We start from the raw sequence: 19383 nt of genomic DNA, 5'->3' as shown, positions 1-19383 counted from the left end.
TTTCTCACCCCCGCTTCAACCAAACCAGAAGCGGGGGTTTTTTATTAAGGAGTGAAGCTGTGGCTATCACAATACCAGTGTTAGAGCAATCTGTGGTGGTATTTTCGCAAAATTACTTGCCACTGTGTCGGGTGAATATCAAACGGGCGATCGTTCTGTTACTAACAAACAAAGCTGAACCATTAGTTGGTTATACAGAAAATGGGTGGCGAGTTCATTCACCCAGTTTGATAATTGATGTACCAAAACATATCCGCTTAAAAGTCGCCTCGATTGAGAGGACATGGAAAGTTCCGCCTGTGAATCGGCGAGAAATTTTGCGGCGAGATCATCACAGTTGTCAATATTGCGGTAGCAGGAAGCGTCTTACCTTAGATCATGTGATTCCCAGGTCTAGAGGTGGTTCTCACACTTGGGATAACGTGGTTGCGGCTTGTGAAAGATGTAACTCCCGTAAGGGAGACCGAACACCGGCAGAAGTTGGTATGCAGTTGCGTACTAAGCCAAAACCACCAGTCCACCCGGCGGTAGCTTTTGCAGTCAGTGATACTTGGCGTGATAACGCCACACAGTTTTGGATAGATATGCAGGCAAACCTGGAGTAACAGGAGAGCAGAAGGAATGCTGAAATTAACTTACACTGAGAACAGTTTTTACTTGGAATGTCTCACTTTGTCTTTGGAGGAATGGGTAGCGCAACGAGTAATTTTTACACTACGGCTAGGTCAAAACTTGTCCGTCCAACCCAGCACAGCTTCCTTTTTGTTACCTTTAGATTTACCAGGAATTGAAGCGCTGAAGGCAGAAGCCAGACGGGCTGACAGTGAAATCATTGACTTGGTGACTTGTGATCCTGAGTATTTGGAAGTAACTTTGCGCGGTTCTTGGTTGTCAGATGGTTCTGAGGATGCTGATGGCGTGTTTGTGACTCACATGAGCGATCGCACCGAATTTTTTCTACATAAACTCTGGCAAGCCGCTCAAGCCTGCGCTTCTGTAATGAGCGAATAAGAAAGGTTAGTTCTGAGTTATGAGTAACATCCACTGATAACTCAGCACCCATTATACTAAGCGAAACATAAATGGATAGCGATATGGTACATTCGGCGTATTGACAACCTTAATAATGGCAATGATGGGCATGATGATACTGACTGCCCATAAACCCATAAGCAAGAGAATGCCAATGCCGATAAAAATGAGTAATCCAAATATAATGCCGTATATGTAAAGGTTAATGTGGAAATTCAGCGATTCTTTGGCATTTTCTTTCACTACAGGGTCTTCATTGAGCAATAAAATTGCAATGGGTATGCCAATAGAGACTATCGTAGAACTAAAAAATATTGCTCCGTGACTTAGAGCAGATAACAATTTGCGTTGCTCGAAGCTTTCCATAGCATAACCCCTCTAAATTGTCTTCATCATATTGATTTATACTTCGTGTTGGCATCATTCCGCCAGAAGATATTTAGGCCCCAGCCTAAAAAGCTTAACCCCACTAATAAAGGTGTGAACCAATCACCCCAACGCACGTATAAAGTTTGTGTCTGGCGACGATAGATAGTTTCTGCATGAGTTTCGTAGGTGTTGTATCCAGATATCCATAAGGTTCTACCGTGGGGATCAACAAAAGCTGAATATCCTGTATTTGTTGCCCGTGCTGACCATCTATCTGTTTCAATCGCCCTCATGATATCTTGTGCATGGTGCTGGAATGGCATCGACGCACTGTAATGGGCATCGTTGGAAGAACTGAGGATAAATTGCCCACCAGTAGCCGCTTGAGCGCGAAATACTTCCGGGAAGGCCGACTCATAACATATACCGACGATCGCCCGACCGAATGGAGTGTCAAAAATTTGCTTGGGTGAACCATGAACTTGGTGTTCATCCAAGGGTGACAAACGCTGCACCAGACCACCAATAAAGCCCTCAAAGGGAATATATTCACCTAAAGGTACTAACTTGGATTTATCGTAGCGGCTGGTAATTTCGCCTTGGCGATTCACGGTAAATAGACTATTGGTATAACTGCGTCCGCGATCGCCAAAAGCACCGATCCAAGCAACTACACCTTTTTCCCGCACGGCTGCAACTAGGGGTGTGGTCGGTAGATTTCGTTGGAAAAATGGTAATGCGCCTTCTGGAGTGAGAACTGCTTCTACACTTTGATTGACTAAAGTTAAGTATCCATCGGTGTAGCCTGTAATAGCGCGGCGCAGTCCTTGGGGAAGCAGCTTAATTTTGTTGGGAATATTCCCCTGAACAATTCCTACTTTTAATGCTGCGTCTGGTGATTGGGCAATAGGGGCGCTATATAAGCAGAAACCAATTAGATGTATGGTAATTAATAATCCGCAGGCTATTGCTAAATATCTACCTACCAACCCCTGTTTACGACTTAGCCACGCCTCAGCAATTACACCGTTGACGCTGACAATTGCTGCTGTGACGAGATTCGGCCCGGAGATTTGCCCCAAGTGCAGAATTACCAGATTATGGGGTGATTGAGTATAAGCTAGGGAACTCCACCACAAAGGCCCGGCACTCCACAGGCTTTCTAAAACACACCAAATAGCTGTACCTATAAGGATACGTAACCAGGATTTTTGCTCAGAAAAACGAGTTAAACAAGCTGCCCAAATAGCAGCAAATAAACCACCATAGAAGCTAATAAATGACCAGCAAAATATGGTGATTGCCAAACTCGGCCACCAGGGAACACCCAACCAATCCATAGGATGAATGCCGGTAATCCAAAAGAGGGCTACACCGTGATAGCCGATACCCCAAGTCAATCCCAGGAGGAGAAGAGATGAGGGGGGGTGATTTTTTCTTTTACTAGAAACTAGTAATATCCATAGAGGGGCTAGGGCAATCCAAGCTAGGAACCATGCAGCAAAAGGGGCTACGGTTAGCCCCATGAATATGCCACTAGTTAGGGTAATTAGGGGAGGGAGAAGGGAAATAAGTTTCTCTCCCTGCTGTTTACTCAGCTTCTTCCTCATCACCAGTGTCGGGGGGAACTATAGCTACTCCAGTAATTGCGTCATCTTCGTCCAGGCGTTGGACTCTAACGCCTGTTGCCGATCGCGATTGGATGGAAATTGCGTTGACAGCTTGGCGTATAATTATGCCGCGATTGGTCACCATCATGATTTCGTTATCACTGTTGACGATGCCAAGGGTGGCTAATTTGTCTTTGGTTTTGCGATTTTTGAATTTAGTCGCCATCAAGCCTTGTCCAGCCCGATTTTGCAGGCGGAATTGACTGACTGGTACGCGCTTGCCATAACCTCCCATTGTGATGACTAACACCCAAGGGCCGACGCTAGCATTACTAGATACTTCTACAGCTTCTAAGTTTTCTAAGGTTTCTAAGACTTCTGTTGTTTCTACGGCGGTTTCGATATCTTCAGTTTCGATATCGTCGATGTCTGGTTCTTCTGTGTTTAATGTATCGAGAATTGCTGCCGGCAGAATATCCATCCCTACCAGTTCATCGCCTTTTTTCAGTTTCATGGATTTCACCCCACGGGTTGCCCTACCTAAAGGACGGAGTTGTTCGTGGGTACATCTGAAGTGAATTGCCATACCTAAACGAGAACCGATAATGATGCTATCCTCGACTCTGGCGCGGCGTACCCATCGCAGTTGGTCGCCTTCTTCTAAGGAGATGGCAATCAAGCCATTGGCACGGATATTACTAAATGCTGCCAATTCGGTTTTCTTGATGTTGCCGCCTTTGGTAAGCATGACCAGATATTCTTCACTGGTAAACTCATCCACAGGGACAATGGAAGTGATTTTTTCTTCTTTGGGAATGGGTAATAATTGGACGATGGGTGTACCCCTACTGGTACGGGAACTCACGGGGATTTGATAGGCTTTGAGACAATAGACGACACCGCGATCGCTAAAAAATAGCACGCTGTCATGGTCACAACAAGTCAAGAAATGCTCAATGGTATCATCGTCTTTGACTTTGGCGGCGGCTTTACCTCTGGTAGCACGGCTTTGGGCTTCAAAGGTGTTGACTGGCATCCGTTTGATGTAACCTTGTTGCGTTAGGAGGATAATTGCTTTTTCGTTGGCGATAAGGTCACGCTCATCTATTTCACCTTCGGCGTGGGTAATTACGGTACGTCTGGGTGTGGCAAAGCTGGTTTTAATTTGGGTGATTTCGGTTTCGATGATTTCCAGTATCCGTTCCCGTCGTGCCAAAATATCTTGTAAGTCGGCAATTTGGCTTTGTAAATCTTCGTGTTCTAGGCGGATTTTGTCTGCTTCTAAGGCTGTCAAACGGCGCAACTGCATCTGTAAAATTGCGTCGGCTTGCACTTCCGAAAGCATATAAGTGGTGATTAACTCCCCTTTAGCTGTGGGTGTATCGGAAGCGCTGCGAATCAAGTTAATGATGGCATCTAAATGGGATAGGGCAATTAATAACCCTTGTAAGAGGTGATCCCGTTCTTCCGCTTTCCGCAGTTCGTAGCGGGTGCGTCTGGTAATGGATTCGATGCGGAAATCGAGGAAGACGTTTAAGAATTGTTTGAGGGTGAGAATTTGGGGTTCGCCATTCACCAAGGCCAGCATATTAGCCCCAAAGTTGGCTTGCAGAGGCGTTTGCTTATAAAGGTTATTAAGGACTACGCGGGGATAGGCATCACGCTTAAGTTCTATGACAATTCGCATCCCGTCGCGATCGCTTTCATCTCGGATATCTGCAATGCCTTCAATGCGCTTTTCGTTTACCAACTCCGCTATTTTCTCAATTAGTGCGGCTTTGTTGGTTTGATATGGCAATTCAGTAATGATGATTGCTTCTCGGTCTGGTCTTCCCCGGTGTTCAATGGTTTCGATGTTGGCAACACCGCGCATGGTGATGGAACCGCGTCCGGTGGTGTAGGCTTCTTTAATCGCTCCCATCCCCAGAATTTGCGCTCCTGTGGGGAAGTCTGGCCCGTGGATGTATTGCATTAATTGCAAGTCAGTGATTTCTGGATTGTGAATCACTGCTACCACCCCATCAATTAATTCTCCTAAGTTGTGGGGCGGAATATTAGTCGCCATCCCCACAGCAATCCCCGAAGAACCATTGAGTAGTAACTGGGGAATGCGAGATGGCAAAACTGTGGGTTCTTGTTGGGAACCATCGAAGTTATCAGCAAAATCTACTGTTTCTGATTCGATGTCTTGCAGGAGGGCGGAACTGGTGAGGGCTTGTAGGCGACATTCTGTATAACGCATTGCCGCCGGGGGATCGTTATCTACAGAACCGAAGTTACCATGTCCGTTGACTAGGGGCGATCGCATGGAGAAGTCCTGCGCCATCCGCACCAAGGCATCATATACTGCTGTGTCGCCGTGGGGGTGATATTTACCCAACACTTCCCCAACCACACGGGCGCATTTTTTAAATGGGCGATCGTGGGTTAAACCCAATTCGTGCATAGCGTAGAGGATGCGACGATGCACAGGTTTTAGACCATCCCTGGCATCTGGTAGCGCCCTACCCACTATCACACTCATGGCGTATTCCAGATAAGACCGGGACATTTCGTTCCGCAGATCCGTCGGGATAATCCTCTCCTGTGAGGTTGTCATAACTTAAATAACTCCAAAAAACTTAGATTTTAGCCTTTACGCTATGTCAAGCGCAAAATTATGCAAAATTTCTCTTGAATAGTTGCCATATTTTGATACAATTCTAACACAATATTCCCTGTATCTGCCGAGATAGGTTATCTATACTATCTCGCCATATATCTTGTTTAGATTGAGTTAGTTACTATTGTCTATTTTCTAATAGAAAATAAATTTGATTTTTAAAAACAAATTTTATAGTGAAGTTTTCTCAAAAGATTTCTGTGTCTTGATTTGAGAGGGAATTAAGGAAAGTTTTTATTCTCAAAAAAAGCCTATTCAACTAACAATAATAATTGCCATAAAACAGCTAAGTTCAATTTATTTTGGACACAGAAGACCATATTTATTGGTGTTTTTATGATTGCTGCCTAGTTGGCTATCATCGTAAAAATCGCAACCAATAGAGAATTTATTATGAATAGTTCTTTAATTTAGCATACGAATAATATTAAATATTTAATCCCACAACTGTTAACTCTGGTGGATGCTCAACAGCAAACTGATAAGATACTTCTTGCTTTACTTGGGGTGGGATGGTTAGTTTCCAGTCTAAAATCCCCATTTCACCGAGTTGACTGGGAGGACTACTGCGGTTGAGACGGACTTTAATTTGCTCATTGCGGCTTACGGGTAATTGTTCAGTTAATTGCAACTGAGTTTCTTGATTGAGCAAGTTAGTAATTATGAGACGATAACCATAAGTAGTACGGCGTTGATTACCAATAAGTTTTTTATCTACTTGACGCTCAACTAGATCCCGTTCAATTTTTAAACCTTCGTCAATGCCTAAATTAAGTTTAAATTCTTGTCCTGGGGCAACATTTTCTAATTGAGTGATACCCACATACATTTCGTCGCGGAAAATATTGGCTTTACCAGGTAATAAAGTCACGCCATCAGAACTATTTTTCACATTAGCTTCCAGATACGCAAAACTAACTAACCGTGGCATTGCTACATAATTAAAACTACAAGGGTAATCATCATTAAAGACAGTGATTTTATGAGGTGTGCCATCACTAGGGATATTACCACCACCATGAAGTTTAAATGTGACGATACTTCCTTCTTTGGATACCTCCGCCGTGATATTTTCTGCGGAAATCAAACTATCATCGGCTGTTTCTGCTTCCTCTTCTGCGGGAATTCCTGCCCCAGGTGGAACAGCCATAGTTGAGATGGTAGGTAAAGAAGGGCTGGCGGCTAATTGTCGTCGCGATCGCCATACTTGAGGAGTTGGTGCGTCAATATACCAAGGTTTTAGTTTTGGTGGTAGTGTACCTAATCCTGGTTTGGCTGTAGATAGGGTAAGCGCCACATCTAGCCAATCTTCCCCTGTATTTTGGTTGACTTCGGCAAGGTAACTCAAATTTACGGTCTTATTTGTACTATTTAACCGTAAGTCATATAAGGGAGTCCAACTGGCATGATTCACCATGTAAGACACTTCCAGATCAAATTCCCCTTCCCCCATAGCTTCAATGAGTGCAATCAAACTCACACTTTCTTGGGGATGGGGTGTTTGGATCATCTGCAAAGAGGCGCGGAGTGCTTGTATTTGCTTGTCTAATTCTTGTTGTTGGCTTTTACATTCCCCAGAGGCGATCGCATATTCGCTGTATTGGCTACCTAAAAAGTTGAGAAAATCTAGAGTTTCGCTGAGGCTGAGATTTTTCCGCGATAGGCTTTGGGCAAAAGGTTCTTCTGTTTTTTCCCGTAAACCTTCAATAAACTTAGCTTGTAGAGATAAAGCATCTACCTGGGCTTGCAGATGACGTTTTTCTGTTTCTAATTGCTGAATTTGCCGATTTAAATGGGCGGCTCGTTCGGCTACAGGTTCAGTGGTATAGATGCGATCGCAGTTTACTCCCAACAAGCGCACCCCTACCGTACCTGTACCACTAACCCGGACAGAATCAGTTTCTAGAGTTACTGGCAGTGAATTAATCACTAATTCTCGTTCTGTTCCTAACAAGGAAACCTTACCCTTCCTTGTAACTAAGGCTTTGTCACTGTAAACTGTCACCGCTACAATCTGACTGTGTACTGTTGTTCGCCAAGATGGTGTTTCTTCTGGGTTAACCACTGCCAGTTTTCCCCTATATTGAATGACGCTGCTGGTTAATTGTGAAATTTTCCAGGTCTACCCGTCAAGTGATTTGAAACGAATTGTCAGTATTGAGAGTTATGAGAGCGGTAAAGCCTTGTAGTCATAGCTGCGGAGTATGTAATCGGCTCTCTAGCATCACTCAACTACACTATACTCAGGCACAGGAACAGGGAAATTTAGTTGCTCTGTTTGCTCTACAAACTTTTTGGCTGCATCTAGCAAATACTCGTAGTAGGTACGAGCCACAATAGATAACTGTTTGCCAGATGGGTAAACCATGTACCAAGTCCGTTTAATGGGGAAGTGCTGCACGTCCAGAATGCTGAATTCGGCGGCATCAGACAATAGGGTATGTCGAGATAAAACAGAAATTCCCAGTCCACCGGCGATCGCTTGTTTGATTGCCTCATTACTACCTAATTCCAGCTTCACTTTTACGGAAATTCCTTGTTCTTCCAGCAGATTTTGTACAGCACGGCGTGTTCCCGAACCAGGCTCCCGCATAATAAAGGGTTCATTGGACAACCGTTGTATGGGAATATTTTTTTCTTGTGCTAGCGGATGATTTGCGGGAGCAAATACTACTAAAGGATTATCTAAAAATGGCTGACTAGTTACATCCAAATGCTCTGGGACTTGACTCATAATATACAAGTCATCCATATTACTCATCATCCGCTCTAGGATGCGTTCGTGGTTTGTGACTTGTAATGAAATGTCAATGCCTGGATAAAGTTGGCAAAAAGGCCCCAATAAGCGGGGAATAAAATATTTAGCAGTGGTGATTACTGCTAATCGTAATTGCCCTTGTTTTAGCCCTTTTAAATCAGCTACTTTCATTTCAAACTGGGCAATAGTCTCAAATATTTGCCGACAGGTTGCGAATAATTCTCGTCCTGCTTCGGTCAAATATAGGCGCTTTCCCACCTGCTCAAATAGTGGTAAACCTACAGATTTTGTCAGCTGTTTGATTTGCATAGAGACGGTAGGTTGGGTGAGAAATAACTCCTCAGCAGCACGGGTAAAGCTACCGTGCCGTGCCGCCGCCTCGAACACCTTCAACTGGTGTAGCGTTGCTTGGTTCAAGGTGATTCTCCTCTAAATAGCGATTTTATAGATATAAGACTAGTATCACTGAATACTTGCCCATGATATTAATTCACCCATACGAAAGTTATGAGTTTATTATAGATAAAAATCTATCTTTGCTATTAGAAGGAAATCAAGTTGCTTATAGATAAAGAAATTCATTCTCGTTACAAGTATGAGTAAATCTCCAAAACTATAAGAATTTCTGACTGTTTGTAGTTTTAAAAACTAGTTTATATAGATAAAAATCTATTCTCGCTATTAGAACAAACTTCTTTCACTTATGGTCTAGAGAAGTTATTATCAAAAAAACAAGCAAAGCGTAAGATGCCTTCCAGCTGCAAGATGAATGTTGAATACTAGATATAGTAATGTTGAATCAGGATATTTCCAAATTCACTTTTATTTTAGTTAGTAATTCATCATTCATCATTCATCGTTCCATACTTCTTCTGTGATTTTCATAGGCAAAGCGGCTAAGTCTGGTAACTGTAACACTTCCCTTTCGGCAACTTGCTCTCTAATGTTCACCGGCAATCTCAACGGTTGCTGATGCTCGATCCAACAACTAGCGATCGGCAAGGTTTGCTCCAATTCATCTAGTGGGCGAGGAATTACCATCACTGCGTTCAGTTCCCCAATTCGTTCAGCCTCAAACATTCCTGCTTCCACTGCAACTGCGACGTTAGCAACAGACCCACGAATAATGGCTGTACACAAGCCCGCACCAATTTTTTCATAGGATGCCAATTGGACATCAGCCGATTTGAGCATGGCATCACAAGCACCTACCATTGCTGGAAAGCCCCGCGTTTCTACTAAACCAATGGCTTGGTTACTCAAGCGGCTGTATGTACCTTCCTCCATTAACTGGCTCAGGCGGTTAGTAATGGGCAACACGACATCAAGATTAGGAAAAGGTCGGGGAATCACTAGGCTAGAAACCAGTTGTCCAAACTGTTCAGCAGTTTGCACACCGGATTCTACAGCCAAACGAACATCAGCAATTCCACCCCGGACGATCGCCGTACAGTGACCACTACCAATTTTTTCATAACCAACCAGGTGAACCCCAGCTGATTTCAACATCATGTCAGCTGTGCCGACGATCGCCGGAAAACTAAGAGTAGAGACTAACCCCAAGGCTGTATCCCTGAGGTCGTCTTGACGACGATATGTCCGGTTTGTGTTAGTAGATCGCTGATTATACATCGTAAATTCTCCGAGATACTCACAACTTAACACTTACTCAGAACTATCGTCAGAGACAGGGTTATTTAGGGCTTGTCTATGAGGAAACAATGTCACCAAAAGTCTTTGGATGCTCCCTTGCCCATAAATTTGAGTCCCGAAGCTATTAGGGGATTCAGTGGCAGATTGATCCGATGCTGAATCTTCTGGGCTAAGTTCTGTCACATTAGGGTCAGTCCCATTAGTAGTATTTTCTTCTACGGTAGCAGACTGATTCTCTGGTGATGGTGGGGGTTCTGTTACAGAAACTGAATGCTGTTTAAATTCCACAAAAGCTGATGCTGAAAGGGTAGTTGAGGTAATCACCTTACTTTCATTTTCTTTAGGCTTTTGGGTAGCCTCGTCAACCTGATTCGTAGATGTTGCTGGTGATTCAGTGGCGGCAAGTTGCCGAGTTGTATCACCTAAAATCGAACCTGGTGGCACTACTAAGGCTGGAGGAATAGAAGAGTTAAATAATGTTGTGGCTGCACCTATGCAAGCATTAGTGCCAATTTTGCCTTGACCAACCATCAAAAAACCTGCTCCTAAGCTGGCTCCTGCTTCTACTTCTATGGTTCCCTCATCCACTTGGAGAATAGACCCCATGCCAATACAGACCCCTGCCCCGATGATGATTTTGCTGTTTGCAGCCGCTTGGAGTATCACCCCTGGTGCAATTACTGCACTCGGATGAATTGTCACCTCGCCACTAATGTAGGAATCAAAGTTGTTGTGGAGGCGTAGTGGCGGCACAGACATGGAAATTTTAACCTCGGAAGCCGAATATCACTTGGGGACTGGGGACTGGTGAGCCAGCGACGGGTACGTAGGGGGTTTCCCCCATGTTGGCGTAAGCCTTCCCGTAAGGGTGCGACTGGCGAACCCCGAAGGGGGGATTAGTGGCTAGGAACCAGGAAAGGGGTGGAACTTTTTCCCTGCTTCCCTTACTCCCTTTTCCCTAATCTCTTTATCCCTCGTTCCTCGTCCCTTTTACTATGGACGCTGAATGATTGTTTCCAACACTCGCCTCTTGGCTTTGGGGTCGATACCAATCAAGCGCACATATTCTCCAGCAAATTCGGATAAGGAGGCTTCTATGACTGCGATCGCTTCTCTTTCGGAAGTAGCGGAAATTGCCCCGGTACTAGTCCAAGAACCAGTACGGAATCTTCTTTGATCCACGTGTTCAATGCTGAGTTTATACCCACCACCCAGTATTTGCCGCACCTGATCTACTACTTCTGTACTTAAGCGGGTAGCTGTTGCGGTAGCTGTTCCGGATGAAGCAGATGAGGCACTCACGACGGTTCTGGGGCTACTCGATGGAGCTACTTGACCGTTGGGGCGTTGGATAATACTTTCCAATACACGCCGTTTGGCTTTCGGGTCAATGCCGATGAGGCGGATGTACTCACCTTGATGACTGTCGATACATTCTTCTAAAGCCGCCACTACTTCACCTGGGGAGTTTGCTTCAATTGGCTTACAGCTATTCCAGGAACCTGTGCGGAAGCGGCGCTCATCTACGTGTTCTGTGCCAATTTTGTAACCACCAGCCAATAACTGGCGAATTTGGTCTACGGTTTCAGCGCTGACTTTACCACTGGCTGCACCGTTACTATAACCGTTGCCATTGCCGTTGCTGTGGTAGCTACCATTGCCATTGGTGTTACTAGCAGGCGCTTTGAAGCTGGTAGAACCTGCCACCACACCATCGGGACGTTGGATAATTGTTTCTAAAACTCGTCGTTTACCTTTGGGGTCAATGCCAAACAAACGCACATACTCGCCACTATGGTCAGCTAAACAAGCTTCTAAAGCTGCTAAGGCATCTCCTACGGATCTACCTTCAATTGGCTGGCAACTAGTCCAAGAACCTGTACGAAATCTTCTTTGATCTACGTGTTCTGTCCCAATCTTATAGCCTTGCTCTAATAAATAGCGTACCTGCTCTATGGTTTCTGCACCCAAGCTGTTGCTTGCCACTTCACTACTCCTTTCTAACCCAATAACTGTATTACTTGTATAAGATTTAACTTGATCATTGCGAAGGGGGGCAATACACTTGCTATCCGCAGCACAAAGATATCCAGCCCGCAATGCTTGATTAATCCCAATTACGTGATGAGCAAAATCCCTGTCTTGAGGTTGCACATCTGGCAAGCGATCGGCCTGCTTTTGATTAGTGATGATCGCTCCTGAAGGAACATACTTACCAGGGGGAACTTCTACGTCCTTAATTAAAGCGTGCATCATGACGATGCAACCTGCTCCCACCTTGGCATTAAATACCGTAGAGCGAAAACCAATAAACGAGTTATCCCCAACGTAAGCAGGGCCATGAATCAACGCCATATGTGTCAAGGAAGCGCTGCTACCCACCCAAACGGAGTATTCTTGGTTGTCATCACCAACGACTCTACCTTGCTCTAAACCGTGAATCACTACACCGTCTTGAATATTGGTATTTTCACCAATATGAAAGGGTGTACCTTCATCGGCTCTGATTGAAGTCCCTGGAGCTATGATGACATTTGCACCGATATGAACATCCCCAATAATATTAGAAAACGGATGTACAAAGGCGCTTTCATGGATTTGGGCTTCAGCTAAACTCCTCGACCACGGGGTTGGGGGTGCCGCCGTGCTGCGGACTGCCATTGCGAGATTCCTCCTGAATTTTGTTGCTTGTCAGTTGTCAGTTGTCAGTTGTCAGTTGTCTTGCCACTGACTAACGACTAATGACTTATGACTATCTATATTGGTCTTTTTTGCTGTAAATCAGACGATCTTCAACGTGAATAGTATCAATTATCGCCACTACTGCCGCATCCACAGGACGTTGCTCATTACCAAGTAATTGACGTGCCGCACTACCACGGCTAATCAGTACCCATTCGTCAAATCCTGCACCTACGCTATTATCTGCGGCTACCTCGTATTTTTGGAGGAGGTTTCCTTCTTCATCTACTAATTGCAACAACAGTAGTTTTACACCCCTAAGACTTGGATCTTTCTGGGTGCTAACTACTGTGCCACGAACTTTAGCAATTTGCATTACTAATTATGGTCTTCTGCCGAAAGGACGAATTGCGTTCACATTTTCCCGAAACTGTTCTACATCTTCGGTATAACGAATTGGCAGGACGTATTCTAAGTTTTCGTGAGGACGAGCAATGATGTGTGTAGACAATACTTGTCCGCCGTTGACGCGCTTAACTGATTCCACACCTGCGGCTACAGATGCTTGTACTTCAGACACATCGCCTCTAACGATTACTGTTACCCGACCACTACCGATTTTCTCGTAGCCTACTAGAGTGACACGAGCGGCTTTCACCATTGCGTCTGCTGCTTCTACCACTGCTGGAAAGCCTAGCGTTTCTACCATTCCCACTGCAATAGACATTTCTTTTTGATTCCCAAATAAAGTTTCTAGCCTTGGATTCCAGTCATGCTCAAGACGGCAACCCCATCAATGTGTTTTTTTACTCGGCTTTTGATACAGCGCAGTGTAAAGAAAACTACCATTCAAGATTGATAAAAAGCTTGCCTACTAACTCAGCTTTTTATCTTCTCCTATTAGCGTATTAGGTGCGGAACTGTTCTACGGCTTCTGTGTACCGAATCGGTAAGACATATTCCAGGTTTTCGTGGGGGCGAGCAATGATGTGGGTAGATACTACTTCACCACCATTTACTCTTCTGGCGGCTTCAATGCCAGCAGCTACGGAGGCTTGTACCTCAGAGACATCCCCCCGCACAATTACGGTGACTCTAGCACTACCAATTTTTTCATATCCTACCAAAGTTACACGGGCAGCTTTCACCATCGCGTCAGCAGCTTCTACTACTGCGGGAAAGCCTTTAGTCTCAATCATTCCAACTGCAATTGGCATCGCAGAACTCCTAAAAAATTAATCCAATCAGTACTGTGATTTGAAATTTTGGACGGGGAAGCTCATCTTGAGCTATCAAAACACTTCCAAAATAAGCATAGAAAAGCTTGGCGTTTCTGGCAATATAAATTAGTATAATAGTTTATGATAAAAAAGTTTAAAAAAACTTAATAAAAATTTATGGCGGGGTTGTTAGCAATGAAAATTCATTGATTCCTAGAGCAACCGCTTATGCTTTATAATTTTTTTATGTCATTCATAAAAAGACATTGATAACCAGGACTAACTCTATCTGGCGAGGAGTGTTCAGAGGCTGTATGTTTTACTGTTTCTGTCTTTCCTCTATTTTTTGGCGCAGTCCAATATTGCCTAAAAAATATATAAGTTTTAATAATATCTTAGATAAATTAATTTACTTCAGACAGAAACAGTGCCTTGGGAGCGGAAAGAAAGATTTAATAAAAGCCAACATTTTTTCAGAAATAAACCTATAGTCAATTAAACCTTAGTAAGGGAGCATAATTACAAAATAATCGTTTAAGTTTAGTGAAAAGAAAGTTAAAAAAAGCATATTTTTTGGCAAATTTTATTTTTTTTAGTAAATGATTGTTTTAAGAGTTTTAGAAAAGTTAAGGCTGAGTCTTCAAGGGAAATCTAAATGAATCAGTTTCTATTTGCAACAAGTTGGTGTGTGCCTTTTTACAGCTTGCTAGGCGCACTGTTGACATTACCTTGGGGAATAGGAATAGTTCGACGTACTGGGCCTAGGCCTGCGGCGTATTTTAACTTGTTGACTACCATTGTGGGCTTTGCTCATAGCCTATGGGTATTTAAGGATATTTGGAGCAGAGAACAAGAAAATTTAGTGATTACTTGGTTTCAAGCTGCGGATTTAAACTTATCCTTTGCGTTGGAACTCTCACCTGTCAGTATGGGAGCGACCGTATTAATCACAGGGCTAAGTCTGTTAGCGCAAATTTATGCCTTGGGTTACATGGAGAAAGATTGGTCATTGGCGCGTTTTTTCGGTTTGCTGGGCTTTTTTGAAGCAGCACTGAGCGGTTTAGCTATTAGCGACTCTTTATTTCTCAGCTATGGACTATTGGAAATATTGACGCTTTCGACTTACTTACTTGTAGGGTTTTGGTACGCTCAACCGCTAGTGGTAACGGCTGCAAGGGATGCCTTTTGGACAAAGCGCGTGGGTGACTTGTTGCTGTTGATGGCTGTGGTCACACTTTCCACCTTGGCGGGTAGTTTGAACTTTTCGGATTTATATGAGTGGGTACAAACTGCGAATTTAGACCCCGTAGCTGCAACATTATTGTGTTTAGGGTTGATTGCAGGCCCGGCTGGTAAATGCGCTCAGTTCCCCTTGCATCTGTGGTTGGATGAGGCCATGGAAGGGCCTAACCCAGCGTCTGTGATGCGGAACTCACTGGTGGTTGCTGGTGGTGCTTATCTATTATACAAACTGCAACCAATTTTAATTCTGTCGCCAGTGGTGTTGAATGCCTTGATTATCATCGGTGGAGTGACAGCAATTGGTGCTAGTTTAGTTTCTATTGCTCAGACTGATATTAAGCGGGCGTTGTCTCATTCCACCAGTGCATATATGGGACTGGTATTTCTGGCGGTGGGTTTAGAACAGGGTGGTGTAGCTTTGATGCTGTTGTTGACCCATGCGATCGCCAAAGCATTACTATTTATGAGTTCTGGCTCTATCATATTCACTACACATAGTCAAGACTTGACAGAAATGGGTGGTTTATGGTCGCGGATGCCAGCCACTACTACTGCCTTTGTGGTTGGTTCCGCCGGGATGGTGACACTGTTACCACTAGGTAGCTTTTGGGCAATGTTGTCTTGGGCTGACGGTTTGGTAAGAGTTAGCCCTTGGGTAATTGGAGTTTTAATTCTCGTCAATGGTTTGACGGCTTTGAACTTGACGCGAGTATTTAGACTGGCATTTTGGGGTCAACCGCAACAAAAGACCCGCCGTGCGCCAGAGGTTGGCTGGACAATGGCTTTCCCAATGGTGACATTGACAATACTGACTTTATTATTACCCCTGATGTTACAGCAGTGGTACTTGTTACCAGCTTGGGAAAGCATTGACTGGTACGTTGTTTTAGTTTTGGTTTCCTCTACGGTGGCTGGTGTAGTGATTGGGTCAACGATTCATTTACACAAAGCTTGGTCTCGTTCCACAGTCCTGGCTTGGAGGTTGGTACAGGATTTATTGGGTTACGACTTCTACATTGACCGCATTTATCGCCTGACAATAGTGAGTGCAGTAGCTTTATTGTCGAAGATTTCGGCTTGGAGCGATCGCTATTTAGTTGATGGTTTAGTGAACTTGGTGGGCTTTGCTACGATTTTCGGTGGGCAAGGCTTGAAGTATAGCATCTCTGGTCAATCCCAAGGATATATGTTGACTATCCTCGCCGTAGTTGGTGCTTTAGGCTTTTTCATTAGCTGGTCATTGGGCTTACTGGATAAATTGCCTTTTTAGTCAGTTGTCAATAGAAGAGACGTTGTATGCAACGTCTGTACATTAATTCTTACCCCTGCCTAATATTCCTCATCTCCCCATGATTATCTATGCTTAGTGTCTTGATCTTTGCCCCATTATTGGGTGCGCTGCTAATTGCTATATTCCCGTCTGGTATTAATGGGAGAATTTCCCGTAATGTGGCATTGATTTTTGCCAGTGTAACTTTTCTGTGGTCGGTGATACTAGCTAGCCAGTTTCAACCAGGAGAAGTTAACCAGCAGTTTAGTGAGTTCTTACCTTGGATAGATTCCTTAGGATTGAGTTATAATCTTGGTGTGGATGGTCTATCTTTGCCGTTGCTGGTGTTGAATGGATTATTAACTGCCATTGCCATTTACAGCAGCGATGAATCCTTGCAACGTCCTAAGTTTTATTATTCATTGATATTGGTGTTGAGTACTGGGGTAGCAGGAGCCTTTCTGGCGCAAGATTTACTGCTATTCTTCTTGTTTTATGAACTAGAACTCATTCCCCTGTATCTCTTAATTGCTATTTGGGGTGGTGCCAGACGGGGTTATGCAGCTACGAAATTCTTGATTTACACTGCTTTTTCGGGAATTTTGATTTTAGCCAGTTTCTTGGGCTTGGTTTGGTTGAGTGGATCTGGTAGCTTTGCACTATCAACCTTAAATGCTCAGTCTCTACCTTTAGCAACTCAACTGCTACTTCTAGCGGGGATTTTAGTAGGTTTCGGCATCAAAATGCCCTTAGTTCCTTTTCATACTTGGTTACCAGATGCACACGTTGAAGCCTCTACACCGATTTCCGTGTTGCTGGCTGGTGTGCTGTTGAAGTTGGGAACTTATGGCTTATTGCGATTTGGCATGAACTTGTTACCAACAGCCTGGAATTATTTAGCACCTTGGTTGGCGGTTTGGGCAGTGGTGAGTGTGTTGTATGGTTCGTCATGTGCGATCGCACAAACAGACATGAAAAAAATGGTAGCCTACAGTTCAATAGGACATATGGGCTATGTGTTGTTAGCGGCGGCGGCGGCGACACCATTAAGCACCTTGGGCGCTGTTATGCAGATGATTAGCCACGGTTTAATTTCAGCACTGCTGTTTTTGTTGGTGGGGGTTGTGTATAAAAAAGCAGGTAGCCGTGATTTAGATGTACTCCGAGGTTTGTTGAACCCAGAACGGGGTATGCCTGTAATTGGTACTTTGATGATTGTCGGCGTGATGGCTAGCGCCGGGACTCCGGGGATGGTGGGATTTATCTCCGAATTTATTATATTTCGGGGTTCCTTTGCGGTTTTTCCAGTGCAAACCCTGTTGTCGATGATTGGCACTGGGTTAACGGCGGTTTACTTCTTAATTCTCGTTAATAAAGCATTTTTTGGGCGCTTATCGGCCCAGGTTATGAATTTACCACGGATTTATTGGAGCGATCGCGCTCCTGCTTTTATCTTAGCGATGCTAATTGTGATTTTTGGTATCCAACCTTCTTGGTTAGCCCGTTGGACTGAACCTACCATTACAGCTATGTTTAGTGTTGAAGGTACGGTGGCAACAGTCTCTTTAGATAAAGTAAAGGGTAAAAGTTAATAATGGGTAATTGGTAATAGGTAATTGCAGTTTATTTACCTTTTACCTATTACTAACTTTCAAGAATAATATAAACCTAAAAACAGAAAGATATTTTTATTGATGACGGAGAAATTATCATGGTAAATATTAAAAATAAACCAGCTAATAAACCTTTGGCTGAATATATCGAACGCCTGCAAACAGGAGAAGCTTTACTTGTAGATAGTCCCCGAAATGTTTTAGAAGTAGTGGGCATTCTCAAAAGTTATGGGATTGTTTTAGATGCTTATTCTAAAAACCTCATTTATATTGCAGAAAATCAATTTTTAGTATTTTTCCCATTCTTTAAATATTTTAATGGTGAGCTTTCCTGGAGAAAATTACTCCGTCATTGGTGGCATGATAGAATTAATTTTGAATATGCCGAGTATTGTATGAAAGCCATGATGTGGCACGGTGGCGGTGGCTTAGACGCATATTTAGATACTACGGAATTTCAACGCCGAGCCGAAACTGTTATTCAAGCGAAATTTGCGAACAATCCTTTGGTTAAAGGAATTAATCAACTGTTTCCTGATTTTTTAACGGAAAATTTAAGAGTATCTGCTTACTATAGTGGTTTGGGTCAGTTTTGGCGAGTTATGGCTGATATTTTTCTGGAATTATCAGACCTATATGACCAAGGCAAAATCCAGACTATTCCCGAAGTTGTAGAGCATATAAAAGCTGGGTTGGTTGCAGATGCGGTGAAGCCAATTACCTATGCGGTGAAAATACAAAATAAAGTCTATGAAATTATTCCCAAAAGTTTAGGTTTGACTTTCTTGGCAGATACCGCAATACCTTATGTAGAGGCAGTATTTTTTAGAGGAACTCCCTTTTTAGGAACAGTTTCCTATAATGCTCAAGCTTATCAAATTCCTCCTGACCAATCTCGATTTCAATATGGCGCATTATACGCTGACCCTCTACCTATTGGTGGCGCAGGTATTCCACCTACCTTGCTCATGCAGGATATGCGTCATTATTTACCAGAGTATTTACATGAAATTTATCGCCAAAGTCCCAGGGGTGAAGATGATTTGCTAGTGCAGATTTGTATTACTTTCCAAAAGTCAATGTTTTGCGTCACTACAGCCACCATTTTGGGACTGATGCCTTATTCTCTGGATACCAAGGAACCATCAGAACAGAAAGCTAACCAAGTTTATTTTGAAAAGTGGATGGATAGATTTGTCACATCACGCTTGGTTGATGTGAATAAGTAATTGGTAATGGGTAATTGGTAATAATTTTCTTTTCCCATCCCCA

16 protein-coding genes are annotated in these 19383 nt (G+C 43.6%); 5 read left to right on the top strand and 11 right to left on the bottom strand.

Annotated features, from left to right (window positions below; all coding sequences use genetic code 11):
- The first annotated feature begins 59 nt into the window (after positions 1-59).
- Positions 60-605 carry an HNH endonuclease gene (locus ACM5QX_RS17015; RefSeq protein ID WP_414754592.1) on the top strand — a complete coding sequence of 182 codons (546 nt, stop codon included), beginning with the start codon at positions 60-62 and terminating at the stop codon, positions 603-605.
- A gap of 16 nt (positions 606-621) precedes the next feature.
- Positions 622-1011 (top strand): alr0857 family protein, encoded by a 390-nt coding sequence (locus ACM5QX_RS17010; RefSeq protein WP_414754590.1) that lies wholly within the window; start codon positions 622-624, stop codon positions 1009-1011.
- A gap of 51 nt (positions 1012-1062) precedes the next feature.
- On the opposite strand, the gene ACM5QX_RS17005 is transcribed toward ACM5QX_RS17010, so the two are convergent.
- From ACM5QX_RS17005 to ACM5QX_RS16955, 11 genes are all read right to left on the bottom strand, one after another.
- Entirely contained in the window at positions 1063-1398 is a 336-nt protein-coding gene (locus ACM5QX_RS17005) for a DUF4870 domain-containing protein (RefSeq protein ID WP_011321135.1), read from the bottom strand.
- 26 nt (positions 1399-1424) lie between these two features.
- Positions 1425-3011 (bottom strand): apolipoprotein N-acyltransferase, encoded by a 1587-nt coding sequence (lnt, locus tag ACM5QX_RS17000; RefSeq protein WP_414754631.1) that lies wholly within the window; start codon positions 3009-3011, stop codon positions 1425-1427.
- Positions 2992-5610 carry a DNA topoisomerase (ATP-hydrolyzing) subunit A gene (gene gyrA / locus ACM5QX_RS16995; RefSeq protein ID WP_414754589.1) on the bottom strand — a complete coding sequence of 873 codons (2619 nt, stop codon included), beginning with the start codon at positions 5608-5610 and terminating at the stop codon, positions 2992-2994. The genes lnt and gyrA overlap by 20 nt, the downstream gene beginning before the upstream one ends.
- A gap of 490 nt (positions 5611-6100) precedes the next feature.
- Positions 6101-7738, bottom strand: a complete 1638-nt coding sequence (locus ACM5QX_RS16990; RefSeq protein ID WP_414754588.1) for a mucoidy inhibitor MuiA family protein — start codon at positions 7736-7738, stop codon at positions 6101-6103.
- A gap of 159 nt (positions 7739-7897) precedes the next feature.
- Positions 7898-8848, bottom strand: a complete 951-nt coding sequence (locus tag ACM5QX_RS16985) for a LysR family transcriptional regulator (protein ID WP_011321139.1) — start codon at positions 8846-8848, stop codon at positions 7898-7900.
- Positions 8849-9280: 432 nt separating this feature from the next.
- Positions 9281-10063 carry a carbon dioxide-concentrating mechanism protein CcmK gene (locus ACM5QX_RS16980; protein WP_011321140.1) on the bottom strand — a complete coding sequence of 261 codons (783 nt, stop codon included), beginning with the start codon at positions 10061-10063 and terminating at the stop codon, positions 9281-9283.
- Positions 10064-10096: 33 nt separating this feature from the next.
- Positions 10097-10843: a transferase gene (locus ACM5QX_RS16975; protein ID WP_011321141.1), complete on the bottom strand. Its 747-nt coding sequence runs from the start codon at positions 10841-10843 to the stop codon at positions 10097-10099.
- A 234-nt stretch (positions 10844-11077) separates the two neighbouring features.
- Entirely contained in the window at positions 11078-12745 is a 1668-nt protein-coding gene (locus ACM5QX_RS16970) for a ribulose bisphosphate carboxylase small subunit (RefSeq protein ID WP_414754587.1), read from the bottom strand.
- Positions 12746-12836: 91 nt separating this feature from the next.
- The gene (locus tag ACM5QX_RS16965; protein ID WP_010995040.1) at positions 12837-13142 is read right to left on the bottom strand and encodes a EutN/CcmL family microcompartment protein; all 306 of its coding nucleotides are present in this window, start codon (positions 13140-13142) and stop codon (positions 12837-12839) included.
- Positions 13143-13148: 6 nt separating this feature from the next.
- Complete coding sequence (locus ACM5QX_RS16960; protein WP_010995041.1) at positions 13149-13493, bottom strand: carbon dioxide-concentrating mechanism protein CcmK; 345 nt, start codon at positions 13491-13493, stop codon at positions 13149-13151.
- Positions 13494-13674: 181 nt separating this feature from the next.
- Positions 13675-13983 carry a carbon dioxide-concentrating mechanism protein CcmK gene (locus ACM5QX_RS16955; protein ID WP_010995042.1) on the bottom strand — a complete coding sequence of 103 codons (309 nt, stop codon included), beginning with the start codon at positions 13981-13983 and terminating at the stop codon, positions 13675-13677.
- Between the two features lie 658 nt (positions 13984-14641).
- On the opposite strand from ACM5QX_RS16955, the gene ACM5QX_RS16950 reads away from it, so the two are divergent.
- The 3 genes from ACM5QX_RS16950 (at position 14642) to ACM5QX_RS16940 (ending at position 19340) form a co-directional block, all read left to right on the top strand.
- Entirely contained in the window at positions 14642-16498 is a 1857-nt protein-coding gene (locus tag ACM5QX_RS16950) for an NAD(P)H-quinone oxidoreductase subunit F (protein WP_011321143.1), read from the top strand.
- Between the two features lie 89 nt (positions 16499-16587).
- Positions 16588-18090 carry an NADH-quinone oxidoreductase subunit M gene (locus ACM5QX_RS16945; protein ID WP_414754586.1) on the top strand — a complete coding sequence of 501 codons (1503 nt, stop codon included), beginning with the start codon at positions 16588-16590 and terminating at the stop codon, positions 18088-18090.
- Between the two features lie 119 nt (positions 18091-18209).
- Complete coding sequence (locus ACM5QX_RS16940) at positions 18210-19340, top strand: CO2 hydration protein (RefSeq protein WP_414754585.1); 1131 nt, start codon at positions 18210-18212, stop codon at positions 19338-19340.
- The last annotated feature ends 43 nt before the right edge of the window (positions 19341-19383 follow it).

Origin of the sequence: Anabaena sp. CCY 9910 (assembly GCF_963920875.1) — a bacterium.
GTDB lineage: Bacteria > Cyanobacteriota > Cyanobacteriia > Cyanobacteriales > Nostocaceae > Trichormus > Trichormus variabilis.
Note: the sequence above shows the minus strand (reverse complement) of the source record. Positions and strands in the feature narration are given on the sequence as shown.